This window comes from Sandarakinorhabdus glacialis (genome assembly GCF_014643455.1).
Classification (GTDB): domain Bacteria; phylum Pseudomonadota; class Alphaproteobacteria; order Sphingomonadales; family Sphingomonadaceae; genus Sandarakinorhabdus; species Sandarakinorhabdus glacialis.
In genome coordinates this window covers 72,911-90,028 of record NZ_BMJM01000001.1, presented here as the reverse complement: position 1 = coordinate 90,028, position 17,118 = coordinate 72,911, and the positions used below count along the sequence as shown (strand labels likewise).

Sequence of the window (17,118 nt, the reverse complement as noted above, 5' to 3'; positions counted from 1 at the left end):
GAGACGCGTCTTCACGCGGCCCGGGTGGGGGTGTCGCCCCGCAACGAATGCAGGACCAGCGCCTTACAAAGCCTCGATAATCGTCACGTTCGCCAGCCCACCGCCCTCGCACATCGTCTGCAGCCCCCACCGCTTGCCCCGCGCGTGCAAGGCATGCACCATCGTCGTCATCAACTTCGTCCCCGAGGCCCCCAGCGGATGCCCCAGCGCAATCGCCCCGCCATTGACGTTCAACCGCGAAGGATCGGCCCCCAGGATTTTCAGCCATGCCTGCGGCACCGAGGCAAACGCCTCGTTGACTTCATAAAGGTCGATATCCTCGAGCTTCATGCCCGACCGCGCGAGCGCCTTTTGCGTCGCCCCGATCGGCGCCTCGAGCATGATCACCGGGTCCTCGCCGAACACCGACATATGGTGAATCCGCGCCATCGGCTTGACCCCCAGCGCCTTCAGGCCGCGCTCGTTGACGATCATCACTCCCGACGCGCCATCGCAAATCTGCGAAGAGGTCGCCGCCGTCAGCCGGCCACCCTCCTGAATCAGCTTGACGCCCCGGATCCCTTCCAGGCTCGCTTCGAAGCGGATACCCTCGTCGACCAGGTGCGTCTTCGCCTGGCCCTCGTGCGTCGTCACCTCGATGCCGATGATTTCCTTCTCGAACGCACCGGAGTTCGCCGCCGCCGCCGCCTTCTGCTGGCTCTCGAATCCGAACTGGTCGAGCATGTCCTTCGACAGGTCATGCTTCTTGGCGATCATCTCGGCGCCGGTGAACTGGCTGAACTGCACGCCGGGATACCGCGCCTTCATGCCGATGCTGCCGAACGGCGAACCCATGCCGCTCTCATGGCTCAGCTTGGCGGCAGCGCCCATCGGCACCCGCGTCATGCTCTCGACGCCGGCGGCGATAACGATATCCATCTGGCCGGCCATCACCGTCGCGGCGGCGAAATGCAGCGCCTGCTGCGAACTTCCGCACTGGCGATCGACGCTGGTGCCGGGCACCGATTCCGGCAGCTTCGACGACATTACCGCGTTGCGCGCGACATTGGCGGACTGCTGCCCGAACTGGCTGACGCAGCCCATGATGACATCCTCGATCAGCGCCGGGTCGGCGCCGGCGCGTTCGACCAGCGCATCGAGCACCTGCGCCGCGAGATCGGCAGGGTGCCAATCCCGCAGCAAGCCGCCACGCCGGCCACCGGCGGTCCGCGCTGCGGCAACGATATAGGCTTCATGCATGTCGGGGCTCCCAAAACACGAGATTTATTGATGCCCGGTCTTTACGCCAAAGCCGCGCCCCGGCAATGACAGCGAAATTGACAGGGGGCCGCGTTCGCCTCCGCGAAAACCTGGGGGCCCGAATGCGGCATCTGACACTTTTCACGGCCGCGATTTTGCTCGGCCAAAGCGCCGTCGCCCTCGCGATACCCGCCAAGCCCGGTTCCCGGGTGCAAAAGACCTCGCCGAATACCGCGAAACGCCCCGCAACAGTCCCGGCGACGCTGCCGAACACACCCGAAATCGCCGAACTTCGCCGCAGCTTCCGCTTCGCCTTCCCGATCTACGAATTCATGCGCACCCGCTCGGCACAACTCGCCCGCGCCCAGGCCGCCGGCGTGCCGAATGCCGTAAATGTCGTCATACCCAAATTGACGCTCGCCGACGCAACGACCCGCGAGGTCACCACCCCTAACAACGACACCCTGTATGGTAGCGCCTGGCTCGACCTCGCTGGCGGGCCTGTTTTGCTCGACATTCCCGCACTGCCCAACCGCTACAATTCCGCCGCGCTGATGTCGATCCAGACCGACAACACCGCCATCCTGGGCACCCGCACCGGCAGCCAGGGCGGCCGCTATGCCATTGTCGGACCTGGCTTTTCCGGCACAACGCCGCTAGGTGCCGAACTCATCCGCAGCGCCAGCAACGACGCTTGGCTGCTCATCCGCGTCCTCGTAAAAGACGACAAGGACCTCCCCGCCGCCGCCAAGGCACTTGGCGACTACAAGCTGACGCCAGCCGCCGACAGCGCCGCCGCCGTTCCAGCGACCAAGGCCCCAGCCGCCCCCGACGCCAGGACGTTCCTCGCCGTCGTAAACCTGGCGCTGAGCCGCTCATCGGCCAACCTCGAACTCGCCGCCCGCGCCGCCACATTTGGCTTGGCCAATCCGACGCCCGACAAAGTTGCGTTATTTAACAAATACTTGCCAGCATTACGCAACGAGCTCAAGGGCGGACTGTCGTCCGCCGGCGAGGTTGTCGAAGGCTGGTCCTACCCCCACCTCGCCACTGGCGATTTCGGCGAGAACGACGATCTCCGCTCCCAGATCGCCCTAGGTGGTCTTGCCGCCCTGCCCCGCATCGAAGCCATGTATTTGACCGCCCGCAGCGACAAGGACGGCGCCCCGCTGGAGGGCAGCAAATCCTATCGGGTCAAGCTGCCGCGCGGCCTTCCGGTCGGCGCCTTCTGGTCGCTGACCATGTACCAGCAAGAGGCCGACGGACGATTGTTCTTTGTTCCCAACGACCTCAACCGTTTTGCTGTCGGCGATCGTTCGCGCCAGCTCCGCGCCGAGCGTGACGGCAGCTACGAAATCTTCGTCCAGGCCGCAAAGCCCGAAGGCGAACGCGTCGTCAACTGGCTTCCCGCGCCCAAGGGCAAATTCGTCATGGTTTTCCGCGGCTATCTGCCCCGTGCCCCCTTGCTCGACGGCAGCTTCCGCCTGCCGCCGGTCGAGGTTGGCGAGGTCGTTCCCTGATGCAAGGCAAGCATATCCTGTTGAATTTGTTGCATTCCGAAGGTGTCGAGTTCATCTTCGGCAACCCCGGCACCACCGAATTGCCGCTGATGGACGCCTTTGTCGTCGAGAACCGGATCCGCTACATCCTCGGGCTCAACGAGGTCGTGGTGATGGGAATGGCCGATGGCTATGCCCAGGCCACCGGCCGGCTGGCGGTATGCAACCTCCACGCGGCCCCCGGTCTCGGTAACGCCATGGGAATGCTGTACAATGCCGCCAAGGCCGGGGCGCCGATCCTCGTCACGGCCGGCCAGCAGGACATGTGCATCCGGCTGACCGAGCCGTTGCTATGGGACGATCTCGCCACCATGGCCCGGCCGCTGTGCAAATGGTCCTTCGAAGTCAACAGCTTGGCAGAACTGCCGCGCGCGATCCGGCGGGCGTCGAAGGTTGCGTTGACTGCGCCGACAGGCCCGGTGTTCCTGTCGATCCCCGGCGACATTCTGACGGCAAGTGCCGCAGACTTAGATCTGGGCCAGCCAACGCGGATCGGGACGCGGATGCGGGGCGATGCCGATGTTGTTGCGGCCGCTGCAAAACTGATCCAAGCTTCTGTAAATCCTGTAATATTCGCCGGCGATAGCGTGGCCAAATCAAGCGCTCACGCCGAGATCATTGCCTTCGCCGAGGCAGTCGGGGCGCCGGTGTATCTCGAGGCGATGGCCAACACCGCTGCCTTTCCGAGCAATCACCCGCTGTATGGCGGGACGGTGCCGCGGATGACGCCTGCGCTGCGGGCGGTGATGGCGGGGCATGATCTGCTGATTTCGATCGGCGCCGACTTGATGACCCAGAGCCAAGCTACTGGTATCGAGGCACTTTCGCCTGGGACTTTGGTCGTGCATCTTGATGATGAGCCTTGGCAGATCGGCAAGAATTTCGCTGCGACTGCGGCAATTCAGGGTGATGTGAAGGCGACTTTGCCGGAACTGACGGCTTTGGTGGCCGGTTGCGGGGATGGTCGGCGGGAGGGAATCGTCGCAAAGCTGGCGGCGGTACGGGCGGAATTGCTGGCCGGCGTCGATGCCATGGCCGGCCAGATTCCGCTGCAATCTCAACCGGTTCTGAAGCTGATCGGAGAGTTGCTGCCGGCCGATGCGATTGTGGTCGAGGAGCTTTTGTCGAGCGGGATGAATACCGTTCGGCACCTGGTGCCGGCGGTGGCGCCCGACAGTTGGTTCGGGATGCGTGGGGGTGGTATCGGGGTGGCGATCCCCCAGGCGGCGGGGATACAATTGGCGTTTCCGGGGCGGCCAGTGGTGGTTTTAAGCGGTGACGGGAGTGCGATGTACTCGGCGGCGGCGCTGTGGACGCTGGCGCATTACCAACTGCCTGTAATTACTGTGATTTTCAACAATCGCGGCTATCGGATCCTTAAGCAGCGGACGCGGGCGATCGGGGGGCATAGTGCCGAGACCGATACTTACGTCGCCATGGATATCGAGGAACCTGCCATTGATTTCATGGCCTTAGCCAAGGCGCACGGGGTTTTGGGGGTGAAGGCCGATACACTGGATGCGGTGCGCGCGGCGTTCCTTGCGGCACTGGCCAGCAAGGCGCCGACGCTTATCGAAATCGCGGTGGAACGCGGGCTTTAGGGGTATTCGGCGAGGCGATCGTTCACTCGGCGGCGGACAGTTTCGGGCTGTCCGCCGGTAATTTCACGCCCGCAATCGGGACTTTCGGGGCATGTCGCGGGACACGCCGCGTTTTCAGCCCTTGGTTTTCAGGTAAGCGATGACATCGGCGCGGTCTTGCGGCTTGCGCAGACCCGCAAAAGCCATCTTAGTGCCTGGCATGAATTTCATCGGTGCCTCGAGATATTTGTTGAGCGTCGCCTCGGTCCATAGCGCACCGCTTTTTTGATTGGCCGCCGAATATTTGTAATTCGCCACCGTTCCCGCCTTGCGGCCGACGACGCCGAACAGCGAGGGGCCGACGCGGTTCACGCCCTTGTCGACGACGTGACAGGCCTTGCACTGGTTGAAGACCTTGGCGCCATTAACCGCATCACCCTTGGGCATGGCCACAGCGGGCGCCGTTTGCGCGGTCGCGGGAACGGCAGCGAGGACGGCTAAAACAGTAGCCGCAACGAAAATTGTCTTGTTCATCGACGCGTCCCTCAAACTACGGTCTTAGCGCCGTAGGGCCGCATCGCGTTCCGCGCAATTGCCAAAAGCGCGCGGGCCTCAGCCCAGCAGGAACTCGACCATGGCGCGGACTTTGGCCTGGCGCCACTGCGGCGTCGGGGCGATCAGCCAATAGGCGTCGGCGGTCGGCTCCGGTTCGCCGACCTGGCGGATGCGGCCGGCGGCCAGATCGGCCGCAGCGAGCGTTGCCGGGACTTGCGCGCTGCCGAGCCCGGCGGCGGCGGTGTCGATGGCCAGCCCGGCGTCGGAGACCGTCAGGCCCGGCGCCATTGCGTCGCCGGGATGGGCGATGCGCGGCAGCGCGTCGTCGGCGCCCGGCGCGGCGACCGTCACTAGGGTTTCAACGGCAAGCGTGCGGCCGTGGATGCCCTCCTCGGTGGGTTCGCCGCCATAGACGATGGCGAGGTCGAGATTGGCCTGGGTAAAATCGGGCGTGCCCTCGATCGCCGAGATGACGAAGCGGACGTCGGGGTTGCTGCGCGCATAGACCGCCAGCCGGGCGCCGAGATATTTCGCGGTCAAATCGCGCGGGGCAGCGATGGTCAGCACCCTCGATCCCTGCCCGTCCTGGAGCAGGCGAACGCTTTCCTCGAACTGCAGGAACCCGGCGCGCAGGGCCGGCAGCGAGCGCTCTGCTTCGGGTGTCAGCTCGAGATTGCGGGTCATCCGCTTGAACAGGACCACCCCGAGCGTGTCCTCCAGCGCGCGGATCTGCTGGCCGACGGCGGCCGGGGTCACCGCAAGTTCGTCGGCGGCCTTGGTGAAGCTGAGATGCCGGGCGGCGGCATCGAAGACGCGCAAGGCGTTCAGGGGAAGGTGGGTGCGCTTCACGGGCTAGTTGATGCTGGGCTTCAACGTCGGGTGGACGAGCGCGAAGGCCGGGATGGCGGCATCGAAGCGGCCGCTGTCGCTCGACATGCCGTAATGGCCCTCCATGGTGCCCGAGGGTGTCGCCAGCGGGCAGCCGGAGACATAATCGAAGGCGCCGCCGGGTTCGATGACGGGGGTCTGGCCGATGACGCCGGGGCCCTCGGCGATTTCGACATGGCCGTCGGCATCGGTGATGCGCCAGAAACGATCGTGAAGCTGGACAGTTTCGCCGCCGTGGTTTTCGACCCGGACATGATAGCTCCAGACGAAGCGGGGCTCGGATTCATCCGACTGGTCCGGCAGGAAGCGCGGCGCGACGCGGACCGTGACACCGTGCGAGGTGGCCGAATAGGGGAAGATCAGGTCGATGGCCGTCACAGGCCAGCCTTGGCCAGCGCCTGGCCGAGGTCGTCGATGAGGTCGCGTGGGTCCTCGAGGCCGATCGACAGGCGCAGCATGCCCTCGGTGATTCCCATGCTTTCGCGCGTTTCGGCGGTGAGGGAGGCATGTGTTGTGCTGGCCGGGTGGGTCATCAGGCTGCGACTGTCGCCGAGGTTGTTCGAGATGTCGATGAGTTCGAGCGCGTCGAGAAGCGCATGCGCCTGCGGACGGCCGCCACCCAGGAAGATCGCGATGATGGTGCCGCCGGCGGTCATCTGCTGCATCGCCAGTGTGTGCTGGGGGTGGCTGGCGAGGCCGGGATAGAGGAGCTTGGGTACGCGGGTTTCGAGAAAGCTGGCGACCTTGAGGGCGTTTTCGCACGAGCGGGTGACGCGGAGATCGAGCGTTTCGAGCGACTTGAGCACGACCCAGGCGTTGAACGGCGACAGGTTGGGGCCGGTGTGGCGGGTGAACGGGAGATAGGTGTCGTTCATCCATTTTTCGGTGGCGAGAACCGCGCCGGCGAGCACGCGCCCCTGCCCGTCGAGCAGCTTGGTGGCCGAATAGGCGACGACATCGGCGCCGAAATCCATCGGGCGCTGGACGATGGGGGAGGCGAAGGCGTTGTCGACCACGAGCGTCGCGCCGGCATCATGGGCGATGTCGGCGACGGCGCGGATATCGGTGATCTCGAGGCCGGGGTTCGACGGCGTTTCGAGGAAGAACGCCTTGGTGTTGGGCTGGCGGGCCTTTGCCCAGGCCTGGGTGTCGCGGGCGTCGACGGTGGTGGTCTGGATGCCGAAGCGCGGCAGGATGGTATCGACGAGGACGCGGCACGAGCCGAACAGCGCCTTGCCGGCGACGAGGTGATCGCCGGCGGAGAGCTGGCAGAGCAGCGCGGCGGTCATTGCGGCCATGCCGGTGGCGGTGGCACGGGCGGCCTCGGCACCTTCGAGAAGGGCGAGGCGTTTTTCGAGCATGTCGGTGGTCGGGTTCTGGAGCCGCGAATAGGTCATACCGGGGCGTTCGCCGCGGAAGCGCGCGGCGGCTTCCTCGGCGTTGTCATAGGCATAGCCCGAGGTCATGAAGATCGCCTCGGACGTTTCGCCGAAATCGGAGCGGGCGGTGCCGCCGCGAACGGCAAGCGTCGCGGGGCGCCATTTATCGGTGATCGAGCGGTCCTGGCCGGTGAAGCGTTTCATTAGTGAGGGGATAGTCGCGGGGGGGCGTGGGCGCAACGTCGAAGCGCCGCGGAGCGTAGCACGTCGCTACGCGCCGACGGGCGCAAGACCGGCCGGCGGGGCGGCGCGAGCGAAGCGCGCCGAACCCGTCCGACGCAAGCATGGGCTTCGCCCATGCTTGCGTTCTAAATTGGCATCACAAAAAAGGCCGTCCCAAATGCTATCTATATTATCGCTCTTTTGCATATATTGGTAAATGGCACCCCTAATTATGACGCAACGGGATCATTGACATCCAGATTTTACTGTTGGCATCTTCCACGTTAACATGTTCCATAGCCTGCTGCATTGCCGCACGCACCTGAAGAGGATACTCACACGGACCGATAATAACGCGATTAATAAGACTTTTTGGCGCTACACCGGAAACACCAGCTTCTTCATCATCAAATAGCTTTAATTTTGCTAAAGGCTGAGGCATGCCGCCAATTGTTTCGATTCCATACTCTAACCATCGCGATCCACCTTCAATGGAAGGTGATGTGAAAACGCGCCACTCCCGTTCTTCAGAAAATCCTGGGTGCTTAGTACACATTGCGAAAACGCGAAACATTATGAACAGAGTGTCTCTGATGATTTTTGGATCAAGGTGGCTCATTGCGTCTTCTGAAGCCAGCAAACGATCTGTCCAGTTCCGGAACCATGCAATGAAGTTTTTGTTCATCAGCGTACAGGACTGGCGAAGAGAATACTTTCATTGCATCTGTTGTTCCTGAAAACGCGCTTGGGTTTAGGACAAGCGCGACACCCACCTTCCCGCCGTAAGCCCGCCACATTGAAAGTCTTCCAAAATTGTCTTCGTTATCGCTGTGATCCGAAAGCGATGTTAGATAAGTGTCAGTGCGAAGGTTTTCAGCGTGCCCATCAAACAGATTGGTCAGATCAGCCCGCAACGATGGGTGCAACCGATCAAGCATTTCTTGGAGTGCTATGCCATTGGGTGAATCCCACGCTGACTTAAGGCACTTGAGGCCGTAATCTATTTCTGAAAAATCGTTCATTACCGCCGCGCTTCTCAGCCAAATTTCTTTATTGCAGATTATTTTATAGGCTGCTTCAGCAGTCGTATAGTGCACTAAACGCCCTCCTTGGGCGAGGCGATTGCGTCGGGCGTCGTCTTCAATTCCGACCAGCCGTAGGAGTTCATCTGCTGTCATGCTTCTTGCTGGCCTATGGTTAACAAGTTTTACAGGTATTACGACGACGCACTAGAAATTAATGGGCTTAATGCGCTACGGTTTTCTTTTAGCTTAGTTGTCGGAGAACGCGATAGCACTGCGATGGACCTTCCTTTTAGGACTGGCAAGCAAGTTTGTTATCGCCTTATCAGGCTTCTACCGCGGCTGGGTGGCAGCTTCGCTGGTAGGAAAGGGTGGGAGGGGTGGGCTCCTTCTGGTTGATGCGGGAGAGAAGCTGGGTCGAGGGTCGATCCCGGGTTAACAGGGTTTGTGTTAAGCCACGTGCGAACGCAGGCAAAAGCCCTCTCTCGAGCCGCGAAGGCGCGGCTCTCGACCTCTCCCCGTCGGGGCGAGGTGAGGGGTTGCTGATAACAGGACGCTAGCCGGCGACGCCCTCGACATAAGGTTCCAGCAACGCCCGGACATCGACGCGGGCGCCTAGACGGGTGCCGAGCAGGAAGATGCCGCCGAACTTGCGTTGCAGGAACAGCGTGTCGATCGGCGGGACATGCCAGAATTCACGGTCGGCAGCGATCGCCATGCCGCGATCGCGGATATCGCCGATCATGCCGCGCTCGGCGAAATCGAACAAGCCGGGGGCCCGCAGCGACGCCATCGCCATGTCGAAGATTTCGGCGATGCTGTCCTGGTGCTGCGACGGTGCGTCGGCGGCGAAAAAACCGATGTCGATCATCGCGGCGCGCGCGGCGGGACGATCGCCGGCGAAGCCGGCGCGGAGCAGCGCGCGGTAATGCTCGGTGATGGCGGCGGGCAGTTCGCGGGTCGCGCCGAAATCGAGCAGGACGAGGCGGCCGGTGGCGGGGTCGTGGCGGTAGTTGGCGAAATTGGCGTCGGTCTGCATCAGCCGGAATTCGAACAGCTCGCGCAGCAGGAGTTGCACGAGCAGGGTCATGACGCGGTCGCGCTCGGCCTGCGGTGCCGATGCCAGCGCTTCGACCGGGGCGCCGGCGACGTATGACATTGCCAGCACGTTGCGGGTGGTGAGGTCGGGGTGAAGCGCCGGCACACTATAGTCGGGGACGTCGGCGAGCAGCGCGCCGAAACGGGCGAGACAGGCCGCCTCGCGCTGGTAGTCGGCTTCCTCGTGGAGCTGGCGCTTGGCCTCGGCCAGCATCGGCGCAGTGTCGAGCGACTTGGGGACGAGGCCCGAAAGGCGCATCAGGGCGGCGACGTTGTCGACGTCGCTGTCGATGCTTTCGCGGACGCCGGGGTATTGCACCTTGATGGCAAGGTCGCGGCCGTCGCGAGTCTGGGCGCGGTGAACCTGGCCGATCGATGCCGCGGCGATCGGGCGGACATCGAAACGGTGAAAACGGCTGCGCCAGTCCTTGCCCCATTCGCGGTTGAGGACGGTCAGCAGTTGCGCGGCCGGCATGTGGCGGGCGTCGGCGCGCAGGCGGGACATGATCGCGGTCAGTTCGGGTGGCAGGATGTCGCCGCCGTCCATCGACAGCAATTGGCCCATCTTCATCGCGGCGCCGCGCAGATCGGCAAGTTGGGCGGTGATGCGCATGGCGTTGGCCGGGGTGAGGAGCAGGCCTTCGAGGGTCGGGCGCTGGCCCCTGGCGAGTTGGCGCGCGCCGCTGACGAGCATGTTGCCGGCGACGCCGCTGGCCATGCCGCCGAAGCGCGCCAGGCGGGAGAAGCGCCGGCTGGGGACGGCGAGGCCTTTGGGCGATGGTAGCTGGTCCGGCACGGGGCACCCTGGTTGCTTTGCTTGGCTGGCATGTAGGCGGCGGGTGCCGGGGGGCAATGTGTCACTTTGGCTGGTCACGGCAGAAGGGCGATTGACTCATACCGACTGGTTGGTATGCTTTGGACATGAAAACCGAGTCGCCGCCTTCGAATTCTGTCTTGCCGCGGGTTGGCCCGGCTCGGGAGCGATTGCTCGAGGCGGCGGTGCGGCTGGTGCGGCAGCAGGGTTTCGGCGGGACGTCGGTCGATGCGCTGTGTGCAGCGGCGGGGGTGACGAAGGGGGCTTTCTTCCATCATTTTGCCTCGAAGGAGGCGCTGGGGGTGGCGGCGGCGGCGGCCTGGGGCGCGCATGCGGCTTCGTTGTTTGATGACGCGCAGTATCGCCGCGATCCCGATCCGGTGGCGCGGGTGCTGGCCTATGTCGATCACCGGGCGGCGTTGCTGGAGGGGGCGGCGTGGGAGTTCACCTGCCTGGCGGGGACCATGGTGCAAGAGTTGCACGAAAGCAGCCCGGCCATCCGCGAGGCGTGCCGGGCGAGCATATTCGGGCATGCCGACAGCTTGGCGGGGGATTTCCATGACGCGATTGCAGATCGTGGGGTGGTCGGCGTGACCGGGATCGGGCTGGCGCGGCATGTGCAGGCGGTGCTGCAGGGCGGGTTCATCATGGCGAAGGCGAACGGCGGGCCCGAGGCGGCGCGCGATGCGGTGGCGCATTTGCGGCATTACCTGGTTTTGATTTTTGGGGAGGAGAACGACCATGACTGAGACAATGATACCGAAAACGCTGCCCGGCGTGACGCCGCACCTGGTGTGCGAGGGCGCGGCGGCGGCGATCGATTTCTACAAGGCGGCGTTCGGGGCGGAGGAGGTCGTGCGGCTGCCGGGCAAGGATGGCCTGTTGATGCACGCGGCACTGAACATCAACGGTGGCATGATCATGCTGGTCGACCAGTTTCCGGAGATGCCGGTGGATTCCCCGACGAAGCTGGGCGGAAGCTCGGTGACGCTGCATATCTATGTGCCCGATGCGGCGGCGGCGATTGCGCGCGCGGCGGCGGCCGGGGCGACGGTGACGATGCCGGCACAGGCGATGTTCTGGGGCGACATGTATGGCATGGTGATCGACTCGTTCGGGCATGTGTGGTCGATTGCGACGCCGATGGGCGAGCCGAAGAACAGCGCGGAACTTGCTGCTGCGCTGCAGGAGGCATGAGCCATGCCAGACCTTGCGAAAAACGATGCGATAGCGCCGTGCCTTTGGTTCGATGTGCAAGCCGAGGAAGCGGCGAAATTTTACGCCGGAATCTTTGCGGATTCGTCGGTGGACAAGGTCTGGCGGGCCGGTGACGGGCTGCACATCCCGGCGGATACGGCGATGCTGGTCGAGTTCACGCTGCGCGGGCAGCCGTTCCAGGGGCTGAATGGCGGGCCGGGGTATCCGCATACGCAGGCGATGTCGCTTTCGGTGGATTGTGCCGACCAGGCCGAGGTCGACCGGATCTGGGACGGATTGGCGGCGGATGGCGGGAGCCCTGTGCAGTGTGGCTGGGTGAAGGACCGCTTCGGGGTGTCGTGGCAGGTGGTGCCGCGGATGATGGGCGAGTTGCAGCGATCCGGGACGCCAGCGCAGGTGGGGCGGATGATGGGCGCGATGATGGTGATGGTGAAGCTCGATATTGCCGCGTTGCAGACGGCCTTTGCAGGAGACAGGTAATGGTGGATCCATGTGGTGATGTGCCGGTGTTGGGCGGGTTCGAGCTGGCGGTGGAGCGGCATATCGCAGCGTCGCCGGAAGTGGTTTGGCGGGCGATGACCGAACATTTGCCGGAGTGGTGGTGCCCGCAGCCGTGGCGGACCGAAGTCCATGCGATCGAGTGGCGCGCCGGCGGGGTGTTTCACATGACGATGCATGGGCCGGATGGCGAGACGGCGGGTGGGCCGGCGGGGGTTTTGCTCGAGGTGCGCCCGGGCGGCGGCTGGTGTTTACCGATGCGTTCGGGCCGGGATGGGTGCCGCAGGGGCCTTTCATGGTAGGGGTGTCCGAGCTGGCTCCGGATGGCGACGGCACGCTGTACCGGACGGGGGCGCGGCATTGGACCGAGAAGGCGCGGGACGAGCATAAGGCGATGGGTTTCGAGGACGGCTGGCGGACAATGGCTGACCAGCTGGCGGCAGTAGCGGAGGGTTTGAAATGAGCGGGCCTTTGGTGAACGCGAACGAGCTGGCGGCGCGGAGTGCGATGCGGTTTGAGGGCGAGAGCGGCGAATACCGCGCGGCGCGAACGGCGTTGCTGGCGGAGGAGATCGAGCTGCGGCGCAGTATCGAGCGGGTGGCGGCGCAGCGGCGGATGTTGCTGCCGGGGCCGGTGGTGCGTGACAGGTATCGGTTTAGGACGGCGGCGGGGGAGCTCGACCTGGCCGGGCTGTTCGGGATCCATGACACGCTGATCATGTATAGCTGGATGTTCGGGCCGCAGCGTGAGGCGCCGTGCCCGATGTGCACCAATCTGATCGCGGGGATCGCCTCGACGGCGAAGGATACCGAGCAGCGCGCGGCGGTGGTGGTGGTGGCGCGGTCGCCGCTGGAAAAGGTGGCGGCGTTTGCGGCGGGGCGCGGGTGGCGCGGGCTCATGTTGGCGCAGGATCTCGACGATGGGTATTCACGGGAGTGGGGGGCGTTCATGCCGGACGGCGAGGAAGTGCCGGCATTGAATGTGTTTACGCGGGCGGATGGCGTGATCCGGCTGTTCTGGGCGGGCGAGATGGGCGGCGATACGATGGACCCCGGGCAGGACCCGCGCGGGGCGCCCGATCTGCAGCCGTTGTGGGCGTTTCTCGACATGACGCCGGCGGGGCGCGGGGCGGACTGGTATCCGTCGCTCGATTACCCTAACGCCGCGAGTACACCGGGCGGCTGACTGTGCCGGATTAACATTGCAGTTTTGTAATGTTGGCGATAGTCGAGGACGGATCATGACCAAGGAGCCGTCCATGCCGAAATTTGCCGCTGGTGTTGTCCGTTTTCAGCGCGATGTTTTTCCCGACAAGCGCGAGTTGTTCGCCAAGCTGAGCACCGGCCAGAAGCCCGAGGCACTTTTCATCACCTGTTCGGACTCGCGGATCGAGCTCGGGATGTTGACGCAGAGCCAGCCGGGCGACCTGTTCGTGGTGCGCAACGCCGGCAACATCGTGCCGCCGCACAGCAACACGACCGGGGCTACGACGGCGGCGATCGAGTTTGCGGTGACCGGGCTGGGCATTGAGCATATCGTCATCTGCGGACATACCGATTGCGGTGCGATGAAGGGGGCGATCGCACCCGAGAAGCTCGATGCGATGCCGCATGTGCGCGATTGGCTGGGCTATGCGCGGGCGGCGGTGGAGATCGTCGATGCGATCGGCGACGGGTTGAACGACCATGACCGGATGCTGATGCTGCTCGAGCAGAACGTCATGCTGCAGCTCAATCATCTGAAGACGCATCCGGCAGTCGCGGTGGCGATGGCGCGGGGTAAGCTGACGCTGCATGGCTGGGTCTATGATATCGGCGAGGGCGAGATCCTGGCGCTCGACGATCGCGACGGCAGTTTCTCGCCGGTTTCGAAACATTATGCGGCCGAGCTGGCCGGCTATCTCGATCACCCGCCGCACGACTGAGGTTTGCAGACCTGAGATTGGGCTCCCCCACCCCGCTCGGCTGGAGCCGAGTCGCCCTCCCCGCAGGGGGGAGGGAGTTAGCTCGGGACGGAATCGTGGCCGCGGACGATCAGCAGATACATCACCGGTGTCACGATCCGGCTGAGCAGGGTCGAGGAGACGAGGCCACCGATGATGACCCAGGCGAGCGGGCTGTAGAGTCCGGAGCCTGACAGGGCGAGCGGCAGCAGGCCGCCGATGGCGGTGACGCTGGTCAGCAGGACCGGCAGGAAGCGGACTTCGCCGGCGCGCTCGATGGCTTCGCGCAAGGGGACGCCCTGCTTGCGCAGCTGGGTGGTGAAATCGACGAGCAGGATCGAGTTCTTGATCTCGATGCCGATGAGCGCGACGAAGCCGATGACGGCGGTGTAGCTGAGCGAGTTGCCGGTCAGGAACAGCGCGACGAGACCGCCGAACAGCCCGAGCGGGATGACGCCGGCGACAACGATGGTTTCACGAAAGCGGCCGAATTCGACGACGAGGACGCCGAGGATGCCGAAGATCGCGATGGCGATGATCGGGCCGAGGCCGCCGAAGCTGCGCGCCGCGACTTCGGCCTCGCCGCCGACTTCGAAGCGATAGCCTTCGGGGAGCTTGATCGACTTGATGGCGGCGAAGACCGCGGTGTTGACCTTGGCGGTGAGGAAATTCGGGGCGACCTGCGACTGGATGCTGACGATGCGCTGCTGGCGTTCGCGGTTGATGCGCGGCGGGGCGGAATCGAGGTGCGGGGTGGCTATCTGGCGGAGCGAGATAGCGCCGCCGGCCGATGGCACGAAAACATCGTCGAGCGCCGATATCGCGTGGCGGCCTTCGAGCGGCAGGCGGACGACGACATTGTAGCTGTCGCCTTCGCGATCGCGCAGGCGGCCGGCGTTTTCGCCCGCCAGCGCCAGGCGCAGCGCCCGGCGGGGGGCGCCGGGCTGGATGCCGAGCAAGGCGGCCTTGCCGGCATCGAGGCCGAGGTCGAGGCGCGGCTGGTCGACGGCGACGGGGTTGACGACGTCGCGGGTGCCGGGGACGGCGCGCATCACGGTTTCGACTTCGCCGGCGAGGCGCTTGAGGACATCGAGGTCGGGACCGGTGACCTTGACGAGGATCGGGGCATCGACCGGCGGGCCGTTCTGGAAAACTTTGAGCACGAACTGGGCGTCGGGGCTGGCTTCGAAGCGCTTGCGCAGGCGATCGACGAGTGCCGGGCCGCGGACCGAGTCCCACTCCTTCAGGTTGACAAGGACTTCGCCGATGCTGCTGCGCTGGTCGAAGCTGCGCTGGTTGTAGAAGATTTGCGGGTTGCCGCGCCCGACATTGGCGAGGACGTCGGTGACATCGGGCTCGCCGCGGGTGGCCTGCTCGACGAAGCGGACGGCACGGTCGGTCTGGGTGATGGCGGCGCCTTCGGGGGCGGTGACGGTGACGAGGAAGTATGACGCATCGGCGGGCGGAAACAGGCTCGAACCGATGAACGGGATCAGCGCGAAACTCGAGACGACGATAAGCGTGGCGGCGAGCATCGCCTTCAGCGGGTTGGTCAGCGACCAGTGCAACGTCGGCGCGTAAAAGCGCTGGATGCCGTTCTGGATGGCCTGGAGGAAGCGGTTGCCGTGCGCCGGTTCGTGCTGCGGCAGGATGCGGCTGGCGAGGAACGGCACGATGGTCAGCGAGACCAGCAGCGAGGCAGCGACGGTGCCGAGCACGGCGACGGGCAGCGAGCGAGTGAATTTGCCGGCGCCCTCGGGCAGGAACGCCAGCGGCAGGAAGGCGAACAGCAGCACCGCGGTGCAGCCGATGACGGCAACGGCAATCTCGCGCGTGCCGGACAGGGCGGCGGCGACGCGGTCCTCGCCCTCGCGCAGGTGGCGGGCGATATTCTCGGTGACGACGATCGAATCGTCGACGAGCAGCCCGAGCGCGATGATGAAGCCGGATATCGCCAGCTGGTTGAGGGTGAAGCCGAAGAAGGCCAGCACGGCGACCCCCATCAACAGGCTGAGCGGAACCGAGACCATGACGACGATCGAGGCGCGCCAGCCGAGAGGTAGCAAAGTGATGAGGACGAGACTGAGGGCGATGGCGAAATCGCGGCCGAGCTGGTCGAGCTTGCGGGCGATGTCGAACGACTGGTCGAAGCCGACCTCGAGCTTGACGTCGGGGGGCAGCAGCTTGCGGTATTCGTCGGCGGCGGCGATGGCGCCGTTGCGGATATCGAGGACGTTGAGGCCGTCTTTCTGGGTGAGTGTTACCCAGACGGCGCGCTTGCCGTTGTAGCGGGCGTAGTGCGGTTGTTCCTCGTAACCCCAGCCGACCTTCGCGACGTCGCTGACGCGCAATACGGTGCCGTTGGCGGCGCGGATTGGCTCGTCGGCGACCTCGGCGACGCTGCGGAAGGCGCCGCCGGCCTGGACGTTGAGGCGCTGGTCGCCGCTGTGGACGGCGCCCGGCGGCAGGTCGGTCGAGCCCTGGCGCAGCGCGTCGGTAACGGCGGTGACCGGGATACCGAGCTGCGCCAGCCGGCCGCTGTCGATGGCAATGGTGACTTCGGGGGTGGGGATGGCCCAGGCGCGGGTGTTGCGCACGCCGGGCACGCGGTTGAGGCGTTCGCGCAAATCCTTGGCGATTTTTTCGAGCCGGCGGTAGCTGGCGGTATCGGACACCAACGCGAACTGGACGACGGCAGCCTCGGTGGTACGGGTCTTTTGAAATTCGAGGCGGCTGAGCGCCGGCGGAAGGCTGTTGCGGATGGCGTTGACCTCGCGAACGACCTCGTCGTAGTTTTTCTCGGGGTCGCCGCTCCAGCTGAATTCGGCGGTGATGACGGCGGTGCTGTCGGTCGACCGCGATTGCACGCGGACGATGCCGTCGAGCCCCTGGAGGACATCCTCGATCGGCTTGGCGATGGTGGTTTCCATGTCCGACGGCTCGGCGCCGGGCACGGTGGCGACGATGTTGATGAACGGCGACGGGAAATGCGGATCGACCGAGCGCGGGATGGTCAGGAACGCCGACAGGCCGATGGCGAACAGCAGCGCGAAGAACACAAGAGTGATCTGCCAGCGTTTTACCGCGAAATCGATGAGACCCAT

At 64.7% G+C, this 17,118-nt stretch carries 18 protein-coding genes; 9 read left to right on the top strand and 9 right to left on the bottom strand.

All coding sequences use genetic code 11. From position 1 onward, the window contains the following. Positions 1-63: 63 nt before the first annotated feature. Entirely contained in the window at positions 64-1,239 is a 1,176-nt protein-coding gene (locus IEW98_RS00470) for an acetyl-CoA C-acetyltransferase (protein ID WP_188760953.1), read from the bottom strand. Positions 1,240-1,361: 122 nt separating this feature from the next. Here IEW98_RS00470 and IEW98_RS00465 point away from each other — a divergent pair, with 122 nt between their 5' ends. Continuing rightward, a complete protein-coding gene (locus IEW98_RS00465; RefSeq protein WP_188760951.1) occupies positions 1,362-2,759 on the top strand; it encodes a DUF1254 domain-containing protein in 1,398 nt (465 codons plus the stop codon). Further along, a complete protein-coding gene (locus IEW98_RS00460; RefSeq protein WP_279380325.1) occupies positions 2,759-4,399 on the top strand; it encodes a thiamine pyrophosphate-binding protein in 1,641 nt (546 codons plus the stop codon). Before IEW98_RS00465 ends, IEW98_RS00460 begins: the two co-directional genes overlap by 1 nt. Before the next feature lie 114 nt (positions 4,400-4,513). Here the strand turns inward: IEW98_RS00460 and IEW98_RS00455 are convergent, their stop codons facing one another. The 7 genes from IEW98_RS00455 to IEW98_RS00425 form a co-directional block, all read right to left on the bottom strand. Beyond that, complete coding sequence (locus IEW98_RS00455) at positions 4,514-4,912, bottom strand: c-type cytochrome (protein WP_188760948.1); 399 nt, start codon at positions 4,910-4,912, stop codon at positions 4,514-4,516. 78 nt (positions 4,913-4,990) lie between these two features. Further along, on the bottom strand, positions 4,991-5,782 hold the full coding sequence (locus tag IEW98_RS00450) for a LysR family transcriptional regulator (protein WP_188760946.1): 792 nt from the start codon (positions 5,780-5,782) through the stop codon (positions 4,991-4,993). Positions 5,783-5,785: 3 nt separating this feature from the next. Further along, a complete protein-coding gene (gene apaG / locus IEW98_RS00445; protein ID WP_308785491.1) occupies positions 5,786-6,199 on the bottom strand; it encodes a Co2+/Mg2+ efflux facilitator ApaG/CorD in 414 nt (137 codons plus the stop codon). Continuing rightward, complete coding sequence (gene metZ, locus IEW98_RS00440; protein WP_188760945.1) at positions 6,196-7,404, bottom strand: O-succinylhomoserine sulfhydrylase; 1,209 nt, start codon at positions 7,402-7,404, stop codon at positions 6,196-6,198. Before metZ ends, apaG begins: the two co-directional genes overlap by 4 nt. A gap of 244 nt (positions 7,405-7,648) precedes the next feature. Then, positions 7,649-8,041: a DUF2971 domain-containing protein gene (locus tag IEW98_RS00435; RefSeq protein WP_188760943.1), complete on the bottom strand. Its 393-nt coding sequence runs from the start codon at positions 8,039-8,041 to the stop codon at positions 7,649-7,651. Further along, positions 8,028-8,600, bottom strand: a complete 573-nt coding sequence (locus IEW98_RS00430; protein ID WP_188760941.1) for a hypothetical protein — start codon at positions 8,598-8,600, stop codon at positions 8,028-8,030. The genes IEW98_RS00435 and IEW98_RS00430 overlap by 14 nt, the downstream gene beginning before the upstream one ends. Before the next feature lie 400 nt (positions 8,601-9,000). After that, positions 9,001-10,338 carry an ABC1 kinase family protein gene (locus IEW98_RS00425; RefSeq protein WP_308785490.1) on the bottom strand — a complete coding sequence of 446 codons (1,338 nt, stop codon included), beginning with the start codon at positions 10,336-10,338 and terminating at the stop codon, positions 9,001-9,003. A 125-nt stretch (positions 10,339-10,463) separates the two neighbouring features. Here IEW98_RS00425 and IEW98_RS00420 point away from each other — a divergent pair, with 125 nt between their 5' ends. From IEW98_RS00420 to IEW98_RS00395, 7 genes are all read left to right on the top strand, one after another. Next, a complete protein-coding gene (locus IEW98_RS00420; RefSeq protein WP_188760939.1) occupies positions 10,464-11,105 on the top strand; it encodes a TetR/AcrR family transcriptional regulator in 642 nt (213 codons plus the stop codon). Further along, positions 11,098-11,553 (top strand): VOC family protein, encoded by a 456-nt coding sequence (locus IEW98_RS00415; RefSeq protein WP_188760937.1) that lies wholly within the window; start codon positions 11,098-11,100, stop codon positions 11,551-11,553. The genes IEW98_RS00420 and IEW98_RS00415 overlap by 8 nt, the downstream gene beginning before the upstream one ends. Before the next feature lie 3 nt (positions 11,554-11,556). Then, on the top strand, positions 11,557-12,054 hold the full coding sequence (locus tag IEW98_RS00410; RefSeq protein ID WP_188760936.1) for a VOC family protein: 498 nt from the start codon (positions 11,557-11,559) through the stop codon (positions 12,052-12,054). Continuing rightward, the gene (locus tag IEW98_RS16660) at positions 12,054-12,374 is read left to right on the top strand and encodes an SRPBCC domain-containing protein (protein ID WP_279380324.1); all 321 of its coding nucleotides are present in this window, start codon (positions 12,054-12,056) and stop codon (positions 12,372-12,374) included. Before IEW98_RS00410 ends, IEW98_RS16660 begins: the two co-directional genes overlap by 1 nt. Beyond that, positions 12,320-12,535 carry an SRPBCC domain-containing protein gene (locus tag IEW98_RS16655; protein ID WP_308785489.1) on the top strand — a complete coding sequence of 72 codons (216 nt, stop codon included), beginning with the start codon at positions 12,320-12,322 and terminating at the stop codon, positions 12,533-12,535. Before IEW98_RS16660 ends, IEW98_RS16655 begins: the two co-directional genes overlap by 55 nt. Continuing rightward, a complete protein-coding gene (locus IEW98_RS00400; protein WP_188760934.1) occupies positions 12,532-13,257 on the top strand; it encodes a DUF899 family protein in 726 nt (241 codons plus the stop codon). Before IEW98_RS16655 ends, IEW98_RS00400 begins: the two co-directional genes overlap by 4 nt. 73 nt (positions 13,258-13,330) lie before the next feature. Next, positions 13,331-13,996 carry a carbonic anhydrase gene (locus IEW98_RS00395; RefSeq protein ID WP_188760932.1) on the top strand — a complete coding sequence of 222 codons (666 nt, stop codon included), beginning with the start codon at positions 13,331-13,333 and terminating at the stop codon, positions 13,994-13,996. Positions 13,997-14,073: 77 nt separating this feature from the next. Here IEW98_RS00395 and IEW98_RS00390 read toward each other — a convergent pair whose 3' ends face one another. Further along, positions 14,074-17,118: an efflux RND transporter permease subunit gene (locus IEW98_RS00390; RefSeq protein WP_188760931.1), complete on the bottom strand. Its 3,045-nt coding sequence runs from the start codon at positions 17,116-17,118 to the stop codon at positions 14,074-14,076.

Bases quoted from the DNA above. Each gene is read 5' to 3' on its own strand.
- IEW98_RS00470 (WP_188760953.1), bottom strand. From the start codon at position 1,239: ATGCATGAAGCCTATATCGTTGCCGCAGCGCGGACCGCCGGTGGCCGG.
- IEW98_RS00465 (WP_188760951.1), top strand. From the start codon at position 1,362: ATGCGGCATCTGACACTTTTCACGGCCGCGATTTTGCTCGGCCAAAGC.
- IEW98_RS00460 (WP_279380325.1), top strand. From the start codon at position 2,759: ATGCAAGGCAAGCATATCCTGTTGAATTTGTTGCATTCCGAAGGTGTC.
- IEW98_RS00455 (WP_188760948.1), bottom strand. From the start codon at position 4,912: ATGAACAAGACAATTTTCGTTGCGGCTACTGTTTTAGCCGTCCTCGCT.
- metZ (WP_188760945.1), bottom strand. From the start codon at position 7,404: ATGAAACGCTTCACCGGCCAGGACCGCTCGATCACCGATAAATGGCGC.
- IEW98_RS00435 (WP_188760943.1), bottom strand. From the start codon at position 8,041: ATGAGCCACCTTGATCCAAAAATCATCAGAGACACTCTGTTCATAATG.
- IEW98_RS00430 (WP_188760941.1), bottom strand. From the start codon at position 8,600: ATGACAGCAGATGAACTCCTACGGCTGGTCGGAATTGAAGACGACGCC.
- IEW98_RS00420 (WP_188760939.1), top strand. From the start codon at position 10,464: ATGAAAACCGAGTCGCCGCCTTCGAATTCTGTCTTGCCGCGGGTTGGC.
- IEW98_RS00415 (WP_188760937.1), top strand. From the start codon at position 11,098: ATGACTGAGACAATGATACCGAAAACGCTGCCCGGCGTGACGCCGCAC.
- IEW98_RS00410 (WP_188760936.1), top strand. From the start codon at position 11,557: ATGCCAGACCTTGCGAAAAACGATGCGATAGCGCCGTGCCTTTGGTTC.
- IEW98_RS16660 (WP_279380324.1), top strand. From the start codon at position 12,054: ATGGTGGATCCATGTGGTGATGTGCCGGTGTTGGGCGGGTTCGAGCTG.
- IEW98_RS00400 (WP_188760934.1), top strand. From the start codon at position 12,532: ATGAGCGGGCCTTTGGTGAACGCGAACGAGCTGGCGGCGCGGAGTGCG.
- IEW98_RS00395 (WP_188760932.1), top strand. From the start codon at position 13,331: ATGCCGAAATTTGCCGCTGGTGTTGTCCGTTTTCAGCGCGATGTTTTT.
- IEW98_RS00390 (WP_188760931.1), bottom strand. From the start codon at position 17,118: ATGGGTCTCATCGATTTCGCGGTAAAACGCTGGCAGATCACTCTTGTG.